The 22,589-nt window shown below is 39.5% G+C and carries 20 protein-coding genes; 7 read left to right on the top strand and 13 right to left on the bottom strand.

The genetic code is table 11. From position 1 onward, the window contains the following. Window positions 1–82 precede the first annotated feature (82 nt). Window positions 83–829, bottom strand: coding sequence for an SDR family NAD(P)-dependent oxidoreductase (locus tag H3299_RS13545; RefSeq protein WP_182418158.1), 747 nt, complete (start codon window positions 827–829; stop codon window positions 83–85). 193 nt (window positions 830–1,022) lie between these two features. Between H3299_RS13545 and bluB the strand changes: the two genes are divergently transcribed. From bluB to H3299_RS13560, 3 genes are all read left to right on the top strand, one after another. After that, window positions 1,023–1,661 (top strand): 5,6-dimethylbenzimidazole synthase, encoded by a 639-nt coding sequence (bluB, locus tag H3299_RS13550; RefSeq protein WP_182418159.1) that lies wholly within the window; start codon window positions 1,023–1,025, stop codon window positions 1,659–1,661. A gap of 80 nt (window positions 1,662–1,741) precedes the next feature. Beyond that, window positions 1,742–2,770 carry a serine hydrolase gene (locus tag H3299_RS13555; protein WP_182418160.1) on the top strand — a complete coding sequence of 343 codons (1,029 nt, stop codon included), beginning with the start codon at window positions 1,742–1,744 and terminating at the stop codon, window positions 2,768–2,770. 221 nt (window positions 2,771–2,991) lie between these two features. Further along, the gene (locus H3299_RS13560) at window positions 2,992–4,497 is read left to right on the top strand and encodes a DUF4435 domain-containing protein (RefSeq protein WP_371739592.1); all 1,506 of its coding nucleotides are present in this window, start codon (window positions 2,992–2,994) and stop codon (window positions 4,495–4,497) included. 193 nt (window positions 4,498–4,690) lie between these two features. Here H3299_RS13560 and thpR read toward each other — a convergent pair whose 3' ends face one another. The 3 genes from thpR to H3299_RS13575 form a co-directional block, all read right to left on the bottom strand. Then, the gene (thpR, locus tag H3299_RS13565; RefSeq protein WP_182418162.1) at window positions 4,691–5,260 is read right to left on the bottom strand and encodes an RNA 2',3'-cyclic phosphodiesterase; all 570 of its coding nucleotides are present in this window, start codon (window positions 5,258–5,260) and stop codon (window positions 4,691–4,693) included. A gap of 381 nt (window positions 5,261–5,641) precedes the next feature. Beyond that, the gene (locus H3299_RS13570; protein ID WP_182418163.1) at window positions 5,642–6,256 is read right to left on the bottom strand and encodes a hypothetical protein; all 615 of its coding nucleotides are present in this window, start codon (window positions 6,254–6,256) and stop codon (window positions 5,642–5,644) included. A 98-nt stretch (window positions 6,257–6,354) separates the two neighbouring features. Continuing rightward, window positions 6,355–6,819 carry an Lrp/AsnC family transcriptional regulator gene (locus H3299_RS13575; protein ID WP_182418164.1) on the bottom strand — a complete coding sequence of 155 codons (465 nt, stop codon included), beginning with the start codon at window positions 6,817–6,819 and terminating at the stop codon, window positions 6,355–6,357. A gap of 201 nt (window positions 6,820–7,020) precedes the next feature. Here H3299_RS13575 and alr point away from each other — a divergent pair, with 201 nt between their 5' ends. Then, entirely contained in the window at window positions 7,021–8,130 is a 1,110-nt protein-coding gene (alr, locus tag H3299_RS13580; protein WP_182419780.1) for an alanine racemase, read from the top strand. Window positions 8,131–8,252: 122 nt separating this feature from the next. Beyond that, the gene (locus H3299_RS13585; protein ID WP_182418165.1) at window positions 8,253–9,506 is read left to right on the top strand and encodes a D-amino acid dehydrogenase; all 1,254 of its coding nucleotides are present in this window, start codon (window positions 8,253–8,255) and stop codon (window positions 9,504–9,506) included. Between the two features lie 30 nt (window positions 9,507–9,536). Here the strand turns inward: H3299_RS13585 and H3299_RS13590 are convergent, their stop codons facing one another. The 3 genes from H3299_RS13590 to H3299_RS13600 all read right to left on the bottom strand — a co-directional run bounded on the left by H3299_RS13590 (window position 9,537) and on the right by H3299_RS13600 (window position 13,567). Next, window positions 9,537–10,424: a hemin ABC transporter substrate-binding protein gene (locus H3299_RS13590; RefSeq protein WP_182418166.1), complete on the bottom strand. Its 888-nt coding sequence runs from the start codon at window positions 10,422–10,424 to the stop codon at window positions 9,537–9,539. Continuing rightward, entirely contained in the window at window positions 10,421–11,332 is a 912-nt protein-coding gene (locus tag H3299_RS13595) for a ChuX/HutX family heme-like substrate-binding protein (RefSeq protein WP_182418167.1), read from the bottom strand. Before H3299_RS13595 ends, H3299_RS13590 begins: the two co-directional genes overlap by 4 nt. A 63-nt stretch (window positions 11,333–11,395) precedes the next feature. Beyond that, window positions 11,396–13,567, bottom strand: coding sequence for a TonB-dependent hemoglobin/transferrin/lactoferrin family receptor (locus tag H3299_RS13600; RefSeq protein ID WP_182418168.1), 2,172 nt, complete (start codon window positions 13,565–13,567; stop codon window positions 11,396–11,398). 860 nt (window positions 13,568–14,427) lie between these two features. On the opposite strand from H3299_RS13600, the gene H3299_RS13605 reads away from it, so the two are divergent. Next, window positions 14,428–14,733, top strand: coding sequence for a hypothetical protein (locus H3299_RS13605; RefSeq protein ID WP_182418169.1), 306 nt, complete (start codon window positions 14,428–14,430; stop codon window positions 14,731–14,733). Window positions 14,734–14,804: 71 nt separating this feature from the next. On the opposite strand, the gene H3299_RS13610 is transcribed toward H3299_RS13605, so the two are convergent. From H3299_RS13610 to H3299_RS13625, 4 genes are all read right to left on the bottom strand, one after another. Next, window positions 14,805–15,605: an ABC transporter permease gene (locus H3299_RS13610; RefSeq protein ID WP_182418170.1), complete on the bottom strand. Its 801-nt coding sequence runs from the start codon at window positions 15,603–15,605 to the stop codon at window positions 14,805–14,807. A 2-nt stretch (window positions 15,606–15,607) separates the two neighbouring features. After that, the gene (locus H3299_RS13615) at window positions 15,608–16,510 is read right to left on the bottom strand and encodes an ABC transporter permease (protein ID WP_182418171.1); all 903 of its coding nucleotides are present in this window, start codon (window positions 16,508–16,510) and stop codon (window positions 15,608–15,610) included. A gap of 17 nt (window positions 16,511–16,527) precedes the next feature. Beyond that, window positions 16,528–17,613, bottom strand: coding sequence for an ABC transporter ATP-binding protein (locus tag H3299_RS13620; protein WP_182418172.1), 1,086 nt, complete (start codon window positions 17,611–17,613; stop codon window positions 16,528–16,530). A gap of 111 nt (window positions 17,614–17,724) precedes the next feature. Next, complete coding sequence (locus tag H3299_RS13625; RefSeq protein WP_182418173.1) at window positions 17,725–18,828, bottom strand: polyamine ABC transporter substrate-binding protein; 1,104 nt, start codon at window positions 18,826–18,828, stop codon at window positions 17,725–17,727. Window positions 18,829–19,270: 442 nt separating this feature from the next. Between H3299_RS13625 and H3299_RS13630 the strand changes: the two genes are divergently transcribed. Beyond that, window positions 19,271–20,401, top strand: a complete 1,131-nt coding sequence (locus H3299_RS13630) for a hypothetical protein (RefSeq protein ID WP_182418174.1) — start codon at window positions 19,271–19,273, stop codon at window positions 20,399–20,401. A 54-nt stretch (window positions 20,402–20,455) separates the two neighbouring features. Here the strand turns inward: H3299_RS13630 and H3299_RS13635 are convergent, their stop codons facing one another. Then, window positions 20,456–21,337, bottom strand: a complete 882-nt coding sequence (locus tag H3299_RS13635) for a DUF4424 family protein (protein WP_182418175.1) — start codon at window positions 21,335–21,337, stop codon at window positions 20,456–20,458. A gap of 103 nt (window positions 21,338–21,440) precedes the next feature. Beyond that, the gene (locus H3299_RS13640; RefSeq protein WP_182418176.1) at window positions 21,441–22,343 is read right to left on the bottom strand and encodes a bifunctional methylenetetrahydrofolate dehydrogenase/methenyltetrahydrofolate cyclohydrolase; all 903 of its coding nucleotides are present in this window, start codon (window positions 22,341–22,343) and stop codon (window positions 21,441–21,443) included. Window positions 22,344–22,589: the final 246 nt, after the last annotated feature.

The following is a 22,589-nucleotide window of genomic DNA, read 5'->3' on the forward strand; positions in this document are numbered from 1 at the left end:
TAAATGTTTCACATGAAACAAATAAAAAATCCCGAAGATGGTTAGCTTCGGGATTTTCAATATTTTTAAAGATATGAAATTATTATACGTGCTGGCCGCCATTAACGTGGATTTCTGACCCCGTTACATAGGAAGCTTCACTGCCGCATAAATAATAAATGGTATCAGCAACTTCCGCAGGAAGCCCCAAACGGCGCATAGGCAATTGTTCCACCAGCTTTTCAGTACCCGGTGACAAGATAGATGTATCAATTTCACCCGGCGCAATGGCATTAACCCTTATGCCATGGGGGCCAAAATCAGATGCCATTTCACGGGTAAGGCCAGCAAGGGCTGCTTTAGAAGTTGCATAGGCGGTACCAGCAAAAGGGTGCACTCGGCTACCAGCGATTGAAGTTACATTGACAATTGCACCCTTGGCGGCCTTTAATTCATTGAAAAGACCGCGTGCTAGCATAATTGGCGCATAAAAATTAACTTGGAAGACGGCACGCCAAATTTGCATATTGGTTTCAATAGAATTGAGGCGTTTACCACCCTCCCCCTTGGGAGAAATGCCAGCATTATTAACCAAAGCATGCAACACGCTGCCTTCTGCTTCTAAACGGCGGCGGATTTCTGAAATAGCACGCCCAACATCTTCAGCATCGGCAAGGTTTACCTTGATATGATCTTCTGGCCCAGCTGGCCAAGGGCAATTATCGGCAAAATCTTGCCGTGAGCAGGTGATAACCCGCCAACCGGCATGGGAAAAACGCTTGACCGTGGCATGACCAATGCCGCGACTTGCACCAGTTAAAACAAGAGTTTTTCGTGCTGAATTTTCCATATATTCCTCAATTTACGCTAAATAGCGATAATAATTCTATTGCACCAATATTTTTTGGTTGGTAGTTGATGCTAACTTCTTTAAAACAAGTTATAGCGAAAATGGTTGCGCTGCAATCGAATTATAATTGGCTGCGACAATATGAAAACTTGCTTATTTCATGCGCTAACTGAAAAAGATTTGGACAAATAACATGATGGATAAACAAGCCATTTATCGTGTAATGGCAGCGCGGCGCGATGTACGCGATGAATTTTTGCCAAAGCCGATCGATGATGCAACCTTGATGCGGATTTTATCTGCAGCCCATCTTGCGCCATCAGTGGGCTTTCAGCAACCGTGGAACTTTTTGCTTATCCGCGACCTTGCCCGCCGACAAGCTGTCCAAAATATTTTTAAATTAGCCAATGAAGAAGAAGCTGAAGTTTTTAGCGGTGAACGGCAAAGCCTTTATCGGCAATTGAAACTTGAAGGCATTGTCAAAGCGCCGCTTAATATTTGCGTTACTTGCGATACTAAGCGCGATGGGACAAGCGGCATTGGCCGATATCATAACCCGCAAATGTCGCAATTTAGCACCGTTTGCGCCGTGCAAAACCTTTGGCTTGCAGCACGCGCCGAAAATATTGGCGTTGGCTGGGTATCAATTTATCATGAAGCGAAGTTACGGCAATTATTGAAAATTCCTGAAAATATCGAAATTATCGCTTATCTTTGTCTTGGCTATGTGGAATTTTTCTATGAAGAGCCAGAATTGCAATGTAAAGGTTGGCGTGATCGCTTGCCCTTGGAGGATCTAATTTTTAATGAGCAATGGGGCGATAAAAGCTAAATATAAGCCTTAAAATAGCCCTATGCATTATTTATGCAATGCTTTAACAATAAATATGAGCGATAATTTAAGGGGGGTAGATGAAACCACTTCATCGGCGCGGCTTTATAACTGGCCTTGCAAGTTCATCATTGATTTTGAGCGGTGTTCACAGTTTTTCACAAAATACATTAACCTATAAAAAAGAAAAGCTTAGTCAAATAATCAAGGACTATTCTAAACTTCAATCTATCCGAACTATAGTAATTTATGAACAAGGTTCTAGTATTTATGAGGCGAGTTTTAATGGCGCGAGTGTCAATAAACCAACCAATATAAAATCGGCTTCAAAGTCGGTTGTCTCAGCTCTTATTGGTATGGCAATTGATAAGAATATTATTCATAACACCGACCAGAAAATTGCCGATTTTTTGGAAAACAAGTTTCCTAGGAATGCCAATCGTCAGCTTTATAATATAACTATCGGTGATTTATTATCGATGCAATCTGGACTTGCGCCGCTATCTGGCCCTAAATATGGGCAATTTGCCAAGGCTCGTGATAAGGTTGCTTTTATCCTTGCGCAACCCTTTATTGGCCGTCCGGGTGACGGCATGCTTTATTCAACTGGTTCCACCCATCTTTTATCAGCGATACTGATGAAGGCAAGCGGCACACCTACTGACGTGCTTGCAGCAAAATGGTTTTCCCCCTGCCGCGAATTTAAAATCACCAATTGGCAAAAGGACCAACAAGGCATTGCTATTGGCGGCAATGAAATGGCTATGACACCGCACTCAATGGCTGCCTTTGGTGAGATTTATCGCAATAAAGGAAGGCTTAGCGATGGAACGCAATTAATAAGCGCAGATTGGATAACGCAATCATGGGTGAAGCGCACCAACTCGATTTTTACTGGTCATGGCTATGGTTATTGTTGGTTTATTTCCGGTGCTGGTGGTGTACCGATTTATTATGCATGGGGCTATGGCGGACAAATGATTTTTGTCGTGCCTAATAAGGCACTAACGGTGGTTGTAACCTCTGATCCTAATCGCTCGGTTCTTGATAATGCCTATGCGCTGCATTTACAGGCGCTTATTACCCGTGTTGTGATTAATGCTGGTTGAGGTATAGTACTAAGTATAAATTGGCAATTTGCTTAAATTTTTCCCGTTGATACAATTTTATTGCTAAAATTGTATTTGGGCACAACAATAGGGGGAATAATATGCATAGTTTTACGATATCGGTTTTTGATTACCAAAATAATACAACTGAAAGAAATTTCATTGTTGAGGCGGGAAAACCAATTATTTTTGTTGGCGCAAATGGTAGCGGCAAAACTAGATTGGCGTTAAAAATTGAGCGTTTATTGGAGTTGACAGCTCATCGAATACCAGGCCATAGAGCGTTAAATTTAAATCCCCAAGTGAATAGAATTGGTGAGGACGCAGCTAAAAACCGTCTTTTTTGGGGTGATGAAAATCGAATGAATCTTGTCAAACTTAACCTAGGGAACCAAAGTGTAAATGTATTAAAAGATGATTTTGAACAATTGTTGCAATATCTTTTTGCAGAGCAGTTAAATATCGCTATGACGATGTTAAATCAGCATTATGAAAAAACTAAGGTAGAATTTAATATTACTAAACTTCAACGTTTAACGGAGATTTGGTCGCGTCTATTGCCTAACAGTAAGCTTTCTATTTCAGCCGAGGATATTCTAGTTCATAAAGTTGATGCAACACCATATAGCGCCTCAGAAATGAGTGATGGCGAACGGTCTTTATTTTACTTAATTGGACAGGTTCTTGCTGTTGAAAGTGGCCAACTTATTATTATTGATGAGCCTGAATTGCATATTCATCCATCGATCATGTCTAAATTATGGGATGAGTTGGAAGCACAGCGCCCAGATTGCGCCTTTTTATTCATTACCCATGATTTAACATTTGCCAAGCGGCAACATGCGCAAAAATATGTTCTTCGTGAATTTAGGGCTGAGCCACAACCAGCGTGGATGATTGAGGATGTACCGCAAAATAGTGAATTTAGTGAAGATTTAGCGACTTTAATTTTGGGCAGTAGGCACCCTATTCTTTTTGTTGAGGGTACCGATGATAGTCTCGATGTTGCTTTTTATCGGTGTTGTTATCCTGATTGGACAGTTATTCCAGCGGGGTCTTGCGGTGAAGTTATTCGTGCTGTTAAAACCTTGCAGAATAATAGCAGTTTTACTCGTATTACATGCGCAGGGATAGTGGATAATGATCACCGTAAAGACAAAGATATCGAGGCACTATTAAAAAAGAATATCCACGTTCTTCCGGTAAATGAAATTGAAAATATTATCTTGTTGCCAACTGTGAGCAAAGCAATATTGGAATCCGAATTAAAATCTGAAAATTACATTTCGCCGCAACTTGAAGAAAAATTAGCCGAAATTAAAATGGGTTTATTAAAACACATTAGTTGCGAAAGAAATATTAAGGCAGCTACCGACAGAGTTTTAAAACGGTTTTTACATAGTAAGTTAGCATCTATCGCTCGTGATAAAACAACAAAAGATCTATCAATTGCAGATAGTATTAAAGAGCAAATCAATGATTTAAACATTGATGAAATAGTGGAGAGCTTTGAATACGGGCTTATAAAAGCAATTGAGGAAGAAAATTTGCCTTTGATATTAAAAATGTATGATGATAAAAAAATGCTTGCTGTAGCTTCGCAAATTTTAATGAATACCAATCCTAAAAGTTTAGTTGCGCGGATTAAACAAAATCTGATGGAGCAACCTAATTCGGCTATTGCAAAAGCAATTAAAGAAAACTTGCCTATTATTACTCAAAAATAGAGCTTTTTGATTTGCTCAATTTTAAGCTAATAGGCAAGGGATTAAAATTGTTGTGCGCTGTAGTGTTAGTGAACATCATCGCCATTACAGGCGCTTATTACCCGCATTGTTATTAGCCAATAACAAAATAGAAAAGCACCAATCAATAAAGATTGGCGTTATTTGGTTAAAAATTGGCATCAAATTTTAGCGTTTAAAACGCAGTAGCCGTTTTTGTCGCTGGAACACTTTGGTGTAATGGCCAGCTTTCTTCAATAATATATGGGCCACCACCCACCAGTTCTCGTGATGACATTAACACAAAGCGCTTTGCTTCAAATGTGTCGGTTAAAAAGCCACCGCGCTCGGTCAAATATTTAATAAGATCATCAATTTTGCTTTGCCGCACATGGGCAAGGGTAATATGGGGAGTAAAACTGCGCTTATTGCGCTCCAACGGCAGATGACGCAATTTTCGTCCTATAGTTTCGTGCAAGGTCATCAAAGCAGGGTTCGCTTCAATCCCCGCATAAAGTGTACTTGGTTTCTTGCGGGTAAATACATCAAGTCCGCGTAAGCGAAGGTTAAAACGTGGCAATTCTACCCGATCAAGGGCGTGAACAATTTCATCGGCTATATGCGCTTCAACATCGCCAAAGAAATTTAAAGTGATATGAAGGTCGCCATTTTCAAGCCAGCGCGCACCGGGCAAACCACCACGCACAAGCGATAAAGAAGAAGCAATATTATGGGGAACTTCAAGTGCTGTAAAAAGACGTGGCATTGTCATCTCCTTATCACAAATCCAAAGAGTTGAAGACCGAGTTTTTTGATACTTGGTATGACATTTTTGGTCAACATTTGGATCGGCAATCGGGTTTTCAAATCGGATGGCTTAAAATTGCGCATCAATATGACAAAATAAAGTATGGCTGTGGATAAGATAGTCAATATAGAAGGTATCATATAGATTAAAGGCGCAGCCTTATCATATTTTACAATGAAAATGCTGTCTAACAGTTTGATGTTATATATATGTATATAAATCGCCGTCACTCATCATTTGGTGGGCGCATAAAGAAAGATAGCATAAAAAATAGCGGTAAAACATGTCATTTTTTTGTTCAATATGGGCGTATTAGCTGCAATATTGCTTTGATAAAAGCTAGTTAAATTTGCGCATTGTTAATTTTTGCTCTGCAAGGGCTGCTAAACGATAATCATTAATTAAGTCATTTAATTTATCGCGCCCCATATCAAGGCGAAAATTAAGACCTGAAACTTTAAGCATTTTACGCTTTTCATCATAATAGGACGCAGGGCGGCATTTTTCATTTAAAGCGGGCAAATATTTCTCATCAATGTCAAACTCCATAACCACAGTAATATTAAAGGCATTGGATTTTGTCGCATTAATTTGAAAATCTGTTATACCACGCCATGGCAAGGGTGTTTGAAAAACACTTGTTTCAAGCCCTTGCGGGGTAAGAACGAAAAAAGGCGTGCGGCGGCGTAATAATGCGCGGGTAAACAAGGTAAATAGCACAATAGCAAAGCCTACCAAAAAAATGACGCTTAAAACCTTGCCGATTAAAAATTCTTGTATGGCGAGCGATATAATAGCGATGCCAAACATCAAAAATGCCGCAGGAATCATAACACCACCTTCATTGATGGTAACGGTCTGGTTGGCCTTTTTGATCATATCCTGTAGCTTGCGCTTGTCGTTGGGGACCTTAAGGTCTGACAGTTTATTAGATGGTTTAAATGTATCGCTCATGAGATGTCGTTCCGCAAAGGCTTTAAAGATCTATCAGTCAGTACCCCAAATGCGCGCAAATTACTATCACCTCTATTGACGCAGCCTATAGTTTTTACTCAATATTGGGATGATTGTCTTTGTGTCAAAACCGATCTTATCGAAAAACTAGATTGAATGTGCATAACCCCAGGCAAGCGTGACAATATTTGCTTATGGATGATTTCATAGGCGGCGGCATTTTCCGCCTCTGCCCGTAACCAATAATCGGCGCTACCTGCCATAAGGTAGCATTCCTTTATTTCTGGATGGCGGCGCACTGCATTTTCAAACTTTTGCAAGAATTCTTCACTTTGGCGCTCTAGAGTAATTTGAACAATAATATTAAGGCCTTCGTCATTGCCAACTTCACCAATAATGGCGGTATAGCCGCGTATAACTCCCGTTTCTTCTAATATTTGCACGCGCCGCAAACAGGCTGACGCCGACAAGCCAACCTCTTGGGCAATACGGGCATTGGTCATGCGCCCATCTCGCCTTAATGCTCTAATTATATTACGATCAATGGCGTCGAGATGAAACATAGCAATTATCTTTTTGTTTTTCGCAGTTTCTAATAATATTGATGCATAATTCGTATAATATTTTATATTTAAACACAACATTCGAATAAAATTGGGCTATTATTAGTTTAGGGCGTGGTGCTCATGAAAATAATAGTCTGTCACGGGTCAGGCAGGATAGTTATGGGCACAGAATTAGAATTCGATCAATCAGCGGCAGATATGGATGAGTTGATGGAACTCTCTGCGGGGGGAGTTTTGACCATTGATCTCAATGCGCTGGTTCATAACTACCGAATTTTGGTCCGGCAAGCTTACCCGGCCAAAGTTTCGGCAGTTGTGAAAGCCAATGCCTATGGTATTGGTGTTGATATTATTGCCCCGCCGCTTTACCGGGCTGGGGCGCGTATGTTTTTTGTAGCGCAAGCCAATGAAGCTATTGAATTGCAAACGATTTTGCCAAGCGATGCCCAGATTGCCGTCCTTAATGACATTCAACCAGGTTTTGCCCCTATAGCTGCGGAACGCGGAATTCTTCCAGTTTTAAATTCGCTTGATTCTATTTTAGAATGGCAAGCACTTTGTAAGAAGTTAGATAAAAAATTACCGGCATTATTACAGCTTGATACTGGCATGAGTAGGCTTGGGCTTGATGAGCTAGAATTTGAAATTTTGGCGGATAATCCTGAAATATTTGAATATGCTGATATAAAATTCATAATAAGCCATTTGGCTTGCGCTGATGAACCTGAAAACCTTGCTAATTTTGATCAATTAAACCGTATGAAGGCAATGCTAGAGCGTTTGCCGAAAACTCCTGTTGCTTTGGCTAATTCTGGCGGTGTTTTTTTAGGGCCAGATTTTCGCTTTCAACTGGTGCGGCCTGGCCTTGCATTATATGGCATTGACCCAATGGGCGAAACCGGTAAATTTTTGCGCCCTGTGGTTAGTCTTGAAGCCTGCGTTATTCAACAACGCTTGGTAGGGGAAGGTGTGCGGGTTGGTTACGGCGGCACTTATGTCACCAAACGTCCAAGCCGCTTAGCAACAATTGCTGTTGGTTATGCTGATGGCTGGCATCGTTGTCTTGGCGACAAGAGTGCTGCCTATTTTAGCGGTATTCGTTTGCCAATCATTGGCCGTGTTTCAATGGATTCAATGACCATTGATATAACTGATTTGCCAGAGGGTAAGTTAAAACGTGGCGATTATGTCGAACTTATTGGTAAACATCAAACTATAGACGAAGTGGCAAAGGATGCTGGAACCATTCCATATGAAATATTGACGTCACTTGGACGGCGTTATGAGCGGCGTTATATTTCAAATTAGGAGGCATTAAAAATAACGCCAGCCAATTGCGCAAAGCGCCTTGGGTTTCGTTCTATAAATCATAAAACTTATTTTGACTGTCATAGTTATAAATGCAGCAATATATAAAAGGGGAAATGATTATGAAAGTTCTTATTTTGGGAAGTGGCGTTATTGGTGTTAGCTCAGCTTGGTATCTTAGCAAGCTTGGCCATGAGGTCACCATTATTGACCGTGAAAGCGCACCGGCAGAAGAAACAAGTTTTGCCAATGCAGGTCAAGTGTCTTTTGGCTACACAACGCCATGGGCAGCCCCCGGTTTGCCGCTTAAAGCAATGAAATGGATGTTTCGCAAAAACTCGCCATTGATTATTCATCCGCGTCCTAATCTTGATATGGTTCGCTGGTTGTTTGCTATGCTTAGTAATTGTAGCGAAGACAAGTATAAAAAAAATAAAGCTTTAATGATCCGCGTTTCTGATTATAGCGCGCAATGCCTTAAAGAATTGCGCGAAGAAACCAATATCCATTATGATGAACGTATGCGTGGGACGATACAGCTTTTTCGTGATCCTCATCAATTAGAGGCAGTGCAAAAGGATATTGATGTTTTGCGTGCTGATGGCGTCAATTTTGAAATGTTGGATGCCAAAGGTTGTATCGCCATTGAACCAGGTTTAGCAGATCTTGGCGATAAAATTGTTGGTGGCTTACGTACGCCCGATGACGAAACTGGCGATTGCAAAATTTTCACTGAAAAATTAGCGAAACTCTGCCAAGAAAAAGGCGTCGAGTTTTTATTTAATACCGATATTCACTCCCTATTGCGTGATGGTGATAGAGTGATTGGCGCCCAAACATCCAAGGGGCGTTTTACGGCTGATGCGGTTTTGGTGGCCCTTGGCTCCTTTACGCCGTTTTTGTTAAAGCCGCTTGGTCTTTATGCGCCAATTTATCCAGTAAAAGGCTATTCGATTACCGTGCCAATTATTGACGAAGCAAAGGCACCAGTATCAACGGTTATTGACGATATTTACAAGGTGGCCGTTACTCGGCTTGGGGATCGCATTCGCGTTGGCGGTATGGCAGAGGTTTCTGGCTATAATCTCACCTATAAAGAGGCGCGGCGTAATACATTGCAAGAAGCCCTGCATTTAATGTTTCCAGGTGCTGGCGATTCATCGCAAAGCGAATTATGGTCGGGTCGTCGTCCAGTTACGCCCGATAGTGTGCCAATCCTTGGTGCAACGCCATTTAAAGGACTTTATTTAAATTCCGGCCATGGCACGTTAGGTTGGACAATGTCAACAGGCAGCGGTAAATTCCTTGCCGATATTATTAGTGGCAATCGCCCCGACATTGACCCAAGTGGGCTTGATATTTCTCGTTATGCTTAAAATGTAAACTTAGATTAATTGGCTTTGACGTTATTGATATAGGTGTTTTGCTAGTTCAAGAGCTGCTTTTGCAGTTCTTGGGCCAAAATTCATCAAATAAAGAGCTTCCATGCTAAAAAAAGCTTGGTTTTTGCCGGCTGGAGTTGAGCGCAGTGCAGGCACAGATAATATTTCTTCACTTGTTACCGCCATGCCATTATAATTCATTGTTAAAATAACATCAGGAGCAAGCTCAATAATTGCTTCATCATTAATCAATTTATAGCCGTCATATTGCACAGGATTTATACCACCGGCTAAATTGATCATGCCATTTGCGCCGGTGTTTTGTCCAGCTGCCATGATCCGGCCATTGCGAACAGACATTATAAACAATACACGTTTTTTTTGTTCAATTTTATTGACGTAATTCGTTAATTCATCAAACTGACGGTTAACACTTTCTGCAAGTGCCTTGGCCTCATTCTGTCTGTTTAAGTATTGTCCGAGTTCTTGAATTTTTTGCATAACGCTTTTTTGCGAAAATTCCTCGTCAATAATGATGAGTGGAACCGATGATTTTTTTAAAAGTTCAATTGATGTCGCTGGCCCACTTCCCTTGGACATAATAATTTTTTGCGGATTGAGTGATAAGATGCTTTCTGGTGACAAGGCGCGCATAAAGCCAATATCAGCAATCGCTTTTGCTTGTTCTGGATAGGTTGAAGCGGTATCACGACCAATAATTTCATCGCCAGCGCCCAAGGCAAAAATTGTCTCAATAAGGCCTGAACCAATAACCACGAGCCTTTCATTTACTGGTTTTTCATTTATTAGGGTTTCGCTTAACTGATCAGGTTCGGCACTGTTTGCCAAATTGACCTGAAAAGTTAAAAAAGCCGATAGCAGTAAAACAATGCGCAATAAATATTTTATCATTGTTTGCTTATCCCATATTGGTTGGTAATCTCATCAAAATAGTCTTCGACCGATACGTCAGCCAAATCCAAGCTTATTTCACAAGCTTCGCGATTATCGCTGCTTTTTGCATTTAAGAATAATCTCTTATTATCTTTTTTAACACTTAATTGGCATTGGCTGATATCTAGATGAAGGTTAAAACTGCCATCCATAATGTTAAACCATGTTTTTATAATTTTAAAATTATGGATGATACCGCTAAAGCTCTGACAGCAGCTTTGATTGCATATTTTGCAATGAAATATAAGCCCTTTTTGAATTGAAAATTCTATTAAAGATTTTAAAAATTCATGAGTGACCTGTTTGTCTTCTATTGTTGGTTTTGGTTGACTATTGCTTATTTCATCGACTGACGGATTGTTTGGCAAGGTCTTATTGCTTCGTAAAGACTCAATCAAATCTTGCCATGCTTGATGATTGGAATTTGGTTGTTCAAATAATTTTAATACCGCAATCCCTAGATTATCAAATATGGCTAAACAAGAATAGCTTTGCCCATCGATGATTTTGGTTTTAAAAAACATACGATGACATTGATTTTTTGAAAGTGATAAATTTATATCGCCGAAGGTTGTGATAATCCCTTGCTGATCATCAAAGCCGTCAAAACAACCACGCAATTGGTGGACTGCATAATCATTGCGCGTGATAATCATGATCGACCCCAATTGGTTGAGCATGGAGAGAAGCAAACCAAGATTGGGGACGAATTCTTCAAATTGAGAGATAATGCTATAGGCGGTAAAAATATCTGCTTCGGTTATACCATTTTGTTTGGCAAAATCGCGCTCACGAATAAAGCCCTTTGATGTTACAACTGAAGCTTCAAAGCGTGAAATCAGCGCTTGTGCTGTTTTTTGATTCATAATTTGGTTTTGCCTAACTTTGATGAAAACAAATATTTTTAGCCTTAGTCAATTCTTGTAAAATTAAAATTCTTGTACAAAAGAAATTTTAAAGTTACGGCCTGGCTCGCTATAATAGTCTTTCTTAAAGTTTGAAAGGGCGGGCATTTCCACACTATTCCAATAGGTTTTATCAAAAATATTATAGATTCCAGCTTGTAATCTTGGACCCTTTTCACCAATTGGACGCCACCATGCTGTCACATCAAAGACAGCAAATCCGGGTACAACTGCATATTGTGAATTAGCGGCGACCTTGTCGCGTTTTGCAGCTGCAGTCATAAATAATTCTGCGCCCCAATTCTCTTGTTGATATGCAATACTGGAAACGGCTTTAAATGGTGGAATAGAATTTAGATATTCGCCGGTTTCTGTATCTTTACCTTCCATATAAGTAAGAGCAATATTTGCCTGCCAATTATGGGTGATCTGCCATTGGCCTTTTGCTTCAATGCCGGAAATTTTTACCCGTGATTTATTAATATAAGCACGTTGCCCACGAATATATTCACGCGTTGGCGCCAACTCTATATAATCAATAAAATTCTTATAGCGATTGGTGAATAAACCAAGGGAGCCATTTAGAGTTTCATTGCCGTATTTTAATCCAATATCATAGCCATTGCCTGTTTCTGCTTTTAGGGCAGAATTACCGATAACGTGATAAATTCCAGGATTGGTATAATCAAGATAGAGTTCTGTTACACTTGGCGCACGAAAACTTTGTGCCCATTGTGCATAAAACATCAAATCATTATTGGCTTGCCACTCAGCCCGAAGCTTTGGTGAGAACCGTGATGCGTTATTTTTTTCAGGATAGCCTTTAAAGGATGGATTAACTTCAAAGCTGGCCGTTTTTTGCGGATTATGCTCATACCAGTCAAAGCGTCCACCGGGGGTAAGCCGTAACCGATTATCAAAAAAGCCGATTTCATCTTCTATAGAAAAGCCAAAGCTTTTGCTTTTGGTGTCGGGTGCATCGGATTGGTTGGTGTGGAGCATCCGACATTGTAAATAAATACCAGTGTGGGGTGGTGGTGGACAACTATCACTTCCGCTAGCATATTGTTGGAATTTTGATGATGAACCATCGGCCAAAAAGCGGAAATTATGGCTTATTGTGCCGGTTTCAATCTTCTTTTCGCCCCTTAAAGTAAAGCCGTAATTTTCATCTTTGATTTCATTATTTCGCCTAAAATCTCCCTTCGGCACCACAAGGCGTTGAGCATGAGATTCAATATTGTTTTCTTGGTTTTGCCAATAGAAAACCGTTGCAAAGCGGTCAAGAAATTGTTGACCATCACCATAATAATCATAAGATAAAGAAAAACGATCACGACGATTTTTCTGTTCTTGCTCGGCAGTACCAGCCTGATAGGTGACAGTTGATTGGTTGTAAACATCAATATTACGATCTGATCTGAAGCGCTCAGCAGTAAAACCAATTTTATGATTAGGATTAATATAGTGATTAAGCTTAAATAGAAGATTATTTTGATCGTAATTTTCGGGATTTTCAAAAACGCGTGCCGTGCCATAGCCACCGCCTTCGCCATTATTGCGGCGCTGCTTACCGTCAACATATCCGCCTTGCAACATAACATATGTATTTTGCGCCTTAACTGCAAAGGCTTGGTTTATATGCCAGCTATTATCCGATGAGTCATAAGACCCCTTGGTGATGGAACCCCAGTTCTTATTATTTTTAATAAGATCTTCGGGATTGATGGTTTGCAGCATGACAATGCCGCCTAAAACACCCGAGCCATAAAGACTTGAATCAGAACCGCGACCAATATCAAGCGAGGTTAATGCACCAAAGTCAAAGGACGATGGGCCACCTTTAACACCGCGTGAAATGTCGTTTAACCACGGCATTGGAATACCATCGATAGTGGTTAAAACGCGGTTACTATCAAGGCCACGAATGTTAAAACTATTATTTTGACGGTTGTAATTAATCAACGGGTCCAAGCGAGAAATATCACGGACATTGTCCACCTGTTTGGCGCTTATCTCTTTGGCTGAAATCTTGTCAACCAATATATCCTTATTATTAGGATTATTATCAGCCTGAATTACAACCGTATCTAACTGTTCATGTTCTAAGCTTTGCGCATTCGCCGCGGTGTAATGAAGGCAAAAAACAGTTGAAGTTAACATTAAAGTTCTTAAAATCTGATTTTTACTTTTCATCTGGAATGTCCATTCTCTTGTGCATTTATACATCAATAATATTGGATATATTTTTTCTTACATAAATTTTTTTTATATTAAAATAAGCTTAAATTCTATTTTGAATTTTTTTATTATAATATATGAATGTAAGTAGATTTATATCTCGCTAACAAACATGAGTTTGTATGTCAAGTTATTAATAACGTAAATTTGATTAAAAGACCGCATCTTTGCACAAAGAAAAATTTTCTTCGTGGCGCAACATGGCTGTTAGGTGTAGTTAAAATGGATTGGTAATTTGAAACCATAAACGTAGCAATTTAAGGTTAAACGTCTATCGGGTTAGAGGCAGGCGTTTATTGACCATGAGTTTAAACTCAAGTGCCTGTTTTAGTTTTTCCACTATAATTATCCCGCATTAACTCAAATATCTTGGATTATCAATTATTCAAAAATACCGCTTGCTTTTTTCGCAAAAATGAACGATGTTCAATTAAAGGGGTAAAGATTTTTTGCTAATGGTCGTTCAAATAAGTTTTAACTTAATTTTAAAAAGCTAGCTTAAATGATTTTAAAAAATGCCTTTCTAAAAAATTGGGAAGCATCCATGAAACTCATTTTTTTGCTGCGGCGTTGCAATTGTATAAGGTACTAACATCTTAAATTGGTTAAGCTTTATAGGCAAAGTCTTATCCGGTTGAACTTCAGTTTAAATCATTAGGATTTAATCAACGCTAGAGCATTCTTGTTTTGAATGAGGTTTCGTCGCTTTTCCTTGCGACGAGATTGCATTTGTTTCGAGGGTTTTAACTAAATGCAAAAAAACTGTATTTTTTTGTAAATTTTATGAACATTGTTCAATTAAAAGGGGTAATTCAATGATCAAATTTTTTAAAATAGCAATTAGCATATTGCTTATATCATCGCTATTAGCAGCATGCACTAAAAAGCCCGAATATTATCAGGCTGCATATAGCGGTGAGAAGCATGATAGTAAGCCTAAATTAAATCCAAATAATTTAAACAATCGACAAAAACAAAAAGAAACGGAAAAAGCGCAGCCTCGAAGCGAAAGTTCGCGGCAATCGAGACCCATGAGCACCTTTGAGCTTATACTTTTAACTCCCGTTTTTTTAATCGCAGTTTTAATCGGAGAGTTGTCAAAACCCAGTCCACGTTATTGAAGGTATAAAGAGCCATCAGCCTTGAAAGCTGACGGCTTTTTATCAAATCTTTACACCATGATAGCGCATCATCATATAGTTGCGGCAGCAGCGGCGGATTTTGAATTACGCGTTAATAATCGCGCAATGATTAGGCCACTTGCCACAACCCCAAGAATAATGGTTGAAATCGCATTAATTTCTGGCGTCAGACCGAATTTAATTTGCGAATAAATATTCATTGGCAGGGTTGATGCGCCCGGCCCTGTGGTAAAGCTCGCAATAACCAAATCATCAAGTGAAAGCGTAAAAGACAATAACCAAGCCGATATTAAAGCGGTGGCAAGGTTGGGTAACGCCACTTTGACAAAAGCACTAAAAGGCGTGCAGCCAAGATCGCGGGCGGCTTCCTCTAGTGATGGGTCAAGCTCGCTCAACCGCGATTGAATAACCACAAAAGCAAAACACATGGTAAAAGTAATATGAGCGATAATGATGGTAATTGGTCCGCGATCAATACCAAGCGCCACAAACATCAAAAGCATAGATATGCCCAAAACCACTTCGGGCATAATCATTGGCGACAATAACATTGCATTAAAGACGCTACGACCACGAAATCTTTTAAAGCGGTTAAGAACAATAGCGGATAAGGTACCTAAAAATGTTGCACCTGTTGCTGAACAAGCGGCAACAATAAAGCTGATTTTTGCTCCGGTTAACAAGGAGTGATTGTTAAAAACTGCGCTATACCATTGGGTAGAAAATCCGCCCCAAACTGATACTAAGCGGTTAGCATTAAAGCTGTAAAAAACTAGAACAAAAATGGGTAGATAGATAAAAAATAATCCTAACCCAATGGATAAATAATTGAACCAAGTTGCGCGATGCATAATTATTTCCCCCCATTTGCTGATTGTCGTGAACGTAGCATTTGCATGATGCTTATCGGAATAATAAGCACACCGAGCAACACAACCGTAACCGCAGCAGTTAGCGGCCAATCGCGATTGTTAAAGAACTCGATCCAGATAGCGCGACCAATCATATTAGTATCAGCTCCGCCCAAAAGATCAGGGATTACAAATTCACCAATAGCTGGAATAAAGACAAGGGCACAGCCAGCAATAATACCAGGCATGCTTAATGGCACGGTTATACGCCAAAAGGCTTTAATGCGCGAACAACCAAGATCTTGAGCTGCCTCAATCAAGGTGCGGTCACTTACTGAAAGGGTTGAATAAAGCGGCAATACCATGAATGGTAAATAAGTATAGACTATACCAATAAACACAGCGATTTCGGTATTTAAAATCACCAAAGGTTCTTTGATAAGACCAAGATTCATTAAGAAAATATTTAATAGGCCGTCATTGCGCAATATTGCAATCCACGAATAGACGCGGATAAGCATCGAGCTCCAAAATGGGATAATAATCAAAAAAACCAAAAAGTTGCGATAGCGCCGATCAACTGATGCAATACCATAAGCAAGCGGATAGGCAATGAGCAAGGTAATTACTGTAGAAATGGCGGCAATGCGGATACTTGTCCAAGCGGCAAGAAGATATGTGTCGCTTGAGAAAATATAAAGGAAATTTTCAAGATTGAGGGTAATAGAGACAATTTCGTCTTTTACCGCGACCAAAAAATCATAAGGGGGTATGCCAATGCGGGCGGTTGAAAAACTAATCGCCACCACCATGGCAAAAGGGGCAAGAAAAAATAGAAATAGCCAAAGCCCCGGTATGCCGATGAGCAGCCTTGCTCCCCAACTTTTTTTATCAGGATTTATCATAAGCAAAGGCCTCCTACCTAATCTGCCAATAACAAGGCAGCATCTGGTTGCCAATGGACAATAACATTATCGCCAATTTCAAAATCATCTTCAATGCCTTGGTTGACACGGATGGCATCGATTATTTTGCCGGTTGAAAGACGCATGCGATAGTTACGTTTAATACCAGTATAGGTGATTGCATCGATAACAGCATTCAAACCTTCAACGCCTTGAGTACCAACTTTAGCAATTTCAATCCGCTCTGGTCTAATAGATAACCAAAACTTCTCACTTAAAGACACACGATCTGAATAAGCTGCCTTGATTGTTCCACCAACTTCCGCACTTTCAATGATCAGATTATTACCATCTTCGTCTTCTTCGGCTGAATCTGCCGTGATAATATTGGTTTCACCCAAAAATTTTGCCACATAGCGCGTGAGTGGCTTTTCATAAATTTCGCTTGGTGTACCAATTTGGATAATTTCGCCCTTTTCCAAAATAGCAATACGCGATGAAACAGTCATCGCTTCATCTTGATCATGAGTGACGATGATAAAAGTAATACCAAGTTCCTTTTGTAGTCGCATTAATTCCAATTGCGTTTGGGTGCGCAAATTCTTATCCAATGCACCCAAAGGCTCATCTAGCAACAAAACTTTTGGCCGCTTGACTAGCGCCCGTGCCAATGCCACACGCTGTTTTTGCCCACCAGATAGGCTTGATGGTTTGCGGTCCATAAATTCGGTTAGTTTTAATTTCTCACCAACTTCTTTTATTCGTAAATTAATTTCAGCTTTGGACAGCTTTTCTTGTTCCAAACCGAACGCAATATTCTTGGCAACAGTAAGATGGGGAAAAAGTGCATAAGACTGAAACATCATATTGGTTGGCCGCTTATTAGGCTCAACCTCGGTCATGTTTTTTCCAGCAATGGATATTGTGCCGGCTGTTGGCACTTCAAATCCAGCAATCATGCGCAGAAGGGTTGATTTTCCACAGCCAGATGGCCCGAGCAGGGAAAAAAATTCACCTTCGCCAATATCAAGATTGATACTATTAACGGCAGTAAAGGAACCAAAAATCTTGGTTACATTTTTAATCGAAACACATGGAGTCATGGTTAACTATCCCCATAAATCATCAGGCTAAAATAACGGAAAGACACAAATCACATATCGCACAATATGGTAAGAAAAGGGCAGCCGTTGTGAAACCACCCTTTGTATAGCTTATTTTCCTGCTCTAAAAGCAGTCCATAAACGTGTGCGTTCACGCGCATCACGTGGCGACAATAATTTATCAACAAAAAGCTTTTTGCGTAATTCTTCAGGTGGATAAAGATTGGGATTGTCACGAATATCAGAGGCAACAAACGGTGTTGCCGCCGTGTTTGGATTAGGAAAGAACACTGCATTGGTAATATCAGCGGTTACCTTTGGTTCCATGATATAATCGATGAATTTCAAAGCTTCTTCAGGATCTGGCGCATCTACAGGGATAACCATATTATCAAGAGTTATACTGGTGCCTTCTTTTGGTAAGCGATAAATCACTTCAACTCCAGCATTGGCTTCTTTAGCGCGCTGGGCACCAATATTTGCATCGCCATTCCACATTAATGCAAGGCAAAGTTCGCCTGATGCCATATCATCAAGTAATTGTCCTGTCCGCATGTGGCGAATATAGGGACGCAATTTCATTAAAAGGTCTTTTGCCTTGGCAAGATCTTCCTTGTTGGTAGAGTAAGGATCAAGTCCAAGATAGTTCAAGGCAATAGGAATAATTTCATTTGGCGAATCATTGATGCCAATACCGCAATTGGTAAATTTTTCTGCAATTTCTGGCTTGAAGAACATATCAAGACTATCAACGGGTGCATCAGGCATCCGCTCATTAATTTTCTTAACATTATAAGCAATGCCGGTCGTGGTGATCATATAAGGCACCATATATTCATTGCCTGGATCAAATGTGCTGATCATTTCTAAATAGAATGGATCAATATTGCCATAATTTTTCAGTTTCGATTTATCAAGCTTTTGCAAAGCATTGGCTGGAATAAGCCGGCTTGCCACTGGAGAGCTAGCAAAAGCAACATCATAGCCACTACCGCCAGTAATAAGTCGTGTTTCCAACATTTCATGGGTATCAAAATAGTCAAGCTTGGTATCAATACCGCTTTGTTTGATAAAATTAGAAATTGTATCATCGGCAAAATAGTTGGAGAAGTTAAAAATAAACAGCTTCTTGTTTTGCGCTTCTGCTGCACCAAGGGTCACTAAAGCGCTGGCTGCAGTAATAAGGCAGGTTTTAAAAATTTTCTTAACAGACATTATGTTCACCCTAAATCTTATGTTTGTTAAAATTATATTCTTTTGCCGCGTTTTTAAAACAACAGCATAAAAAACAGTTATAAATCTTGCACAAACAGTGCAGGAATTTGCCAGGCTTGTAAACCTTAGCTTTTCGTATTGCATGTAAACTGTGCAGATTATAACAAACAAATTTTACTGGTAGATTACCTCCCTGACCAGTATCCCATTTTTTATCACGATCCTGTTATTTTGATGAAGCAGTTTGATACTGCATTTTATGGATCATGTTTATTTTGATCAAATTACGATATATTATGATCAAATGCAAGTAAACAAAAAATTACAAAAAAGAAAAAAATTAGTAATGTTTTGTTTTTATTAGCTATAATAGTGAATTATTGCCTTTTTAAAGCTGCTATTTTTGTAAATACTAAAAAATTATCAAAGGGGGGGTATCGTTTTGAAAAAAACATGGTGGGGTATAATTTTTAGTTTGTTAGCTTTTGGTATTATTGGAGCAGTCTTGCTTTTAAGCGCCAAGGAGGCTGTCAAAGATCCTACTTGCTCCTATGAGCAAATTTTTTCAGACCTAGATGATAGCCATCTTATGCATGATGAAAGAATATTTAAAACCTATGAGGAACAGTTGCATTATTATGATGGTGTTACCATCGACGTAAAACAAAAATTAGCTAAGGTTTTTAGCTTAAATCGTGACGAATTATTTAAAATACTGTCTAAAGTAGATAGTAAAAATTCATCTTGTAAAGATACTATCATGCGTCATAGCTGGATATATTTCTTTCGCGGAGAATATCAACAACAGCTAATCCAAAAATTAATAAGTAATGATTTTTACAAATTTTATGAGGATAATTCCTATATCAGTTACATAGGATTATTAACCGATAGTTATCCAGAAATTGAAAAAATATTAGGCTCAAAGATTGATCAATTAGATGAATACGCAATCAATGAGTTACAATCAGGTTATATTGACACGATCGGCAAAAATAATTTAGCAACCTACTACCGTTATGCACTTCATATGGGATATGTTGATGATTACCGCAAATATATGAATATGCCGGAGGCAAAAGGTGATAGATGGCAAGAACAAAGCCAGCTATTTATTGATATTGGCAGTGTAGCATTGATCGTAGATCAAGATCGCGATTATCTACCCCAAACAGCATTGGCCGCAGTAAGCAAGTTATTTGCAAATGGTGAAGAACAAGCACTTGAAACTGTTTTAAACCAATTTAAGCATTGTGGTCTTTATTATTGCTCAACCCCTGAATATGAGGGTACTTTAACTGTCATTGCTTTTTTTAAACAAGAAGCATCGGTTAAAAAGATAGCGTCTTATGTTCAAGGTGAAAATCCATTTGCACTCGATATTGCCAGAAATCCACATTACTATATAGGATTTAATCCTGCTTTATTGGCGGCCTTATCGTCAGCCGTTAATGATAAAGAGCTTTATTGGCGCAGTGAGCTTCCTAGGTTTTCTGTTCGTGAGGATGTACATCCTGCTGATTTATCTATATATAAATTGCGAATTTTTAAAACTTTAAAAAATCTCGATTGATTTTTTGAATAATATCTAAGAAAAATAGGTTTGGTTAAGAAACAAATTTTATACCTAATCTTCATCCATGTTATAAAAACCATTAACGATAATGACGCCAATATTATGGGTTGGTTGGTAATTTTGGGCGCGCATTTCAAACTGCGTTGGGCTTATTTTCTTTACATTTTCACCGCAAAAGGTGACCAAAGCATCGGGTGACCCTTTATCAACAACCAAGCGGAAATCACCAATTGTACCACCTGCCCAATTTGCACCTGTGGTTAAGATATAACCAAGCGTATTGTAGTAAGCAAACCGATATTGTTCTTGTTTTCGTTGCAAGGCTTTTTTAAAGCCACCGTCAGGGCAATATAGCTCTTTATCATCAATAGCCATGGTATAAGCGTCTAGCGGGGAGTAAAAACCACTACCACCTACTATAGGAGAATAGGTGTGACGCACATGGATTTTTTTTCCTTTGGGGAAAGTTTGCTGCCAATAATAGGTGATATGATAATCATCACCTGAATAGCCATAATTTTCATCGCTTTGGATAACGCGCTTATCTTCTTTGACAGCAATCTCTTTACCTTCAACCCAAACCCTAAAATTTACTTCACGCCCATTAGGATTGGCATCAGGAATACTATTATTACCTATATCCATGTCCATTTCAACGGGCAATTCTGGAGTAGGAAAGGCGACAAGAGTGGTAATGTCGCGGTTAGTAAGATTTTCAAAAATATAATTTACTTCAATTTTACTTTGTGAAATATAAAGATCCTCAGACACCATGGCAATATCTTGCCGCTTCAAAAGCACAAGCCCACCGCCAATTGCTTCAGCGGAACTATCATTGGCGAAACTATATGAGGGACTGGCAATAAAAATAGTAAAAAACGACACCAGCAAACCTAAAATTGCCGAGAAACTTCGCTTGTCGTTAACCACCATTTTCATCTTTCCCCACTTTTAAATTCAATCAGTAAAGCATTTAAAAACCGCGCCACCAAGAAAGAGCATTTAACCCTTAAAGATAAATACTCTTTTTTAAATGTTAATCAAATTGTGGAGCGGCAACACCAACAGATAGGCAAGCAGCTTTAAGGGTATTGGCCATAAGCATGGCAATGGTCATCGGCCCTACTCCGCCTGGAACTGGCGTGATAGCACCTGCGACTTGGCTCGCACTATCAAACTCGACATCGCCGACTATGCGGGTTTTGCCTTCGCCTTTTTCCGGTGCATCAATGCGGTTAATGCCAACGTCAATCACTGTCGCACCCGGCTTAATCCAATCACCTTTAATAAGCTCTGGTCTGCCAACGGCAGCTACCACAATATCGCCGCTACGAACAACGTCTTGCAGGTCATGAGTGCGGCTATGGGCAATAGTAGTTGTAGCATTGGCAGCAAGTAATAGGCTAGCCATTGGTTTACCAACAATATTGGAGCGGCCGACAATCACCGCATCAAGATTAGAAAGATCATTGCCAAGGACGCGGCGGATCATAATCATTGCGCCTGCGGGTGTGCATGGTACGAAAGTATCATCAATTGCACCAATGGCCAATTTACCCGCATTGACATAATGAAAGCCATCAACATCTTTGCGTGGTGAAATAGTTTCGATTACTTTTTCAGCTGAAATATGGTTTGGCAGCGGTAATTGCACCAAAATACCATGAATGGCTGGATCGCCATTTAAATTAGTGATTAAACGCAATAGGTCTTTTTCGTTAATATCGCTATCAAGTTTGTGGGTTACCGATTTGAAGCCACATTCTTCTGCCTTGCGACTTTTTGAGGAAACATAGATTTCACTTGCTGGATCTTCCCCGACAATAACCACAGCAAGACCGGGACGGATATTATGGCTTGCCATTAATTGCCCAGTTTCATGTTTGATCTGTTCAATAATTTGTGCTGCCAACAGTTTTCCATCAATAATATCGGCCATCCGTAAAGCTCCAATTGTGTGTTTACTTAATGCCTATCACCACCATGAAGTTTCCCCTTCACTCAAGCAGCAATAGCCTGTTTTATTTGTGCAAATTGTTATAATCGTATTATAGGTCACTTTTCAAACTATAACTCTTATAAACCTATATAGAAATTGCTAGCAAAGTTAAACGATGATGGTACTCTTTTAAAAGAATTAATTTACCACAAATAAGGTTAGGACCTTGCTTTTATAAAATCTGTG

Source organism: Bartonella sp. HY038, assembly GCF_014117425.1.
Lineage (GTDB): Bacteria > Pseudomonadota > Alphaproteobacteria > Rhizobiales > Rhizobiaceae > HY038.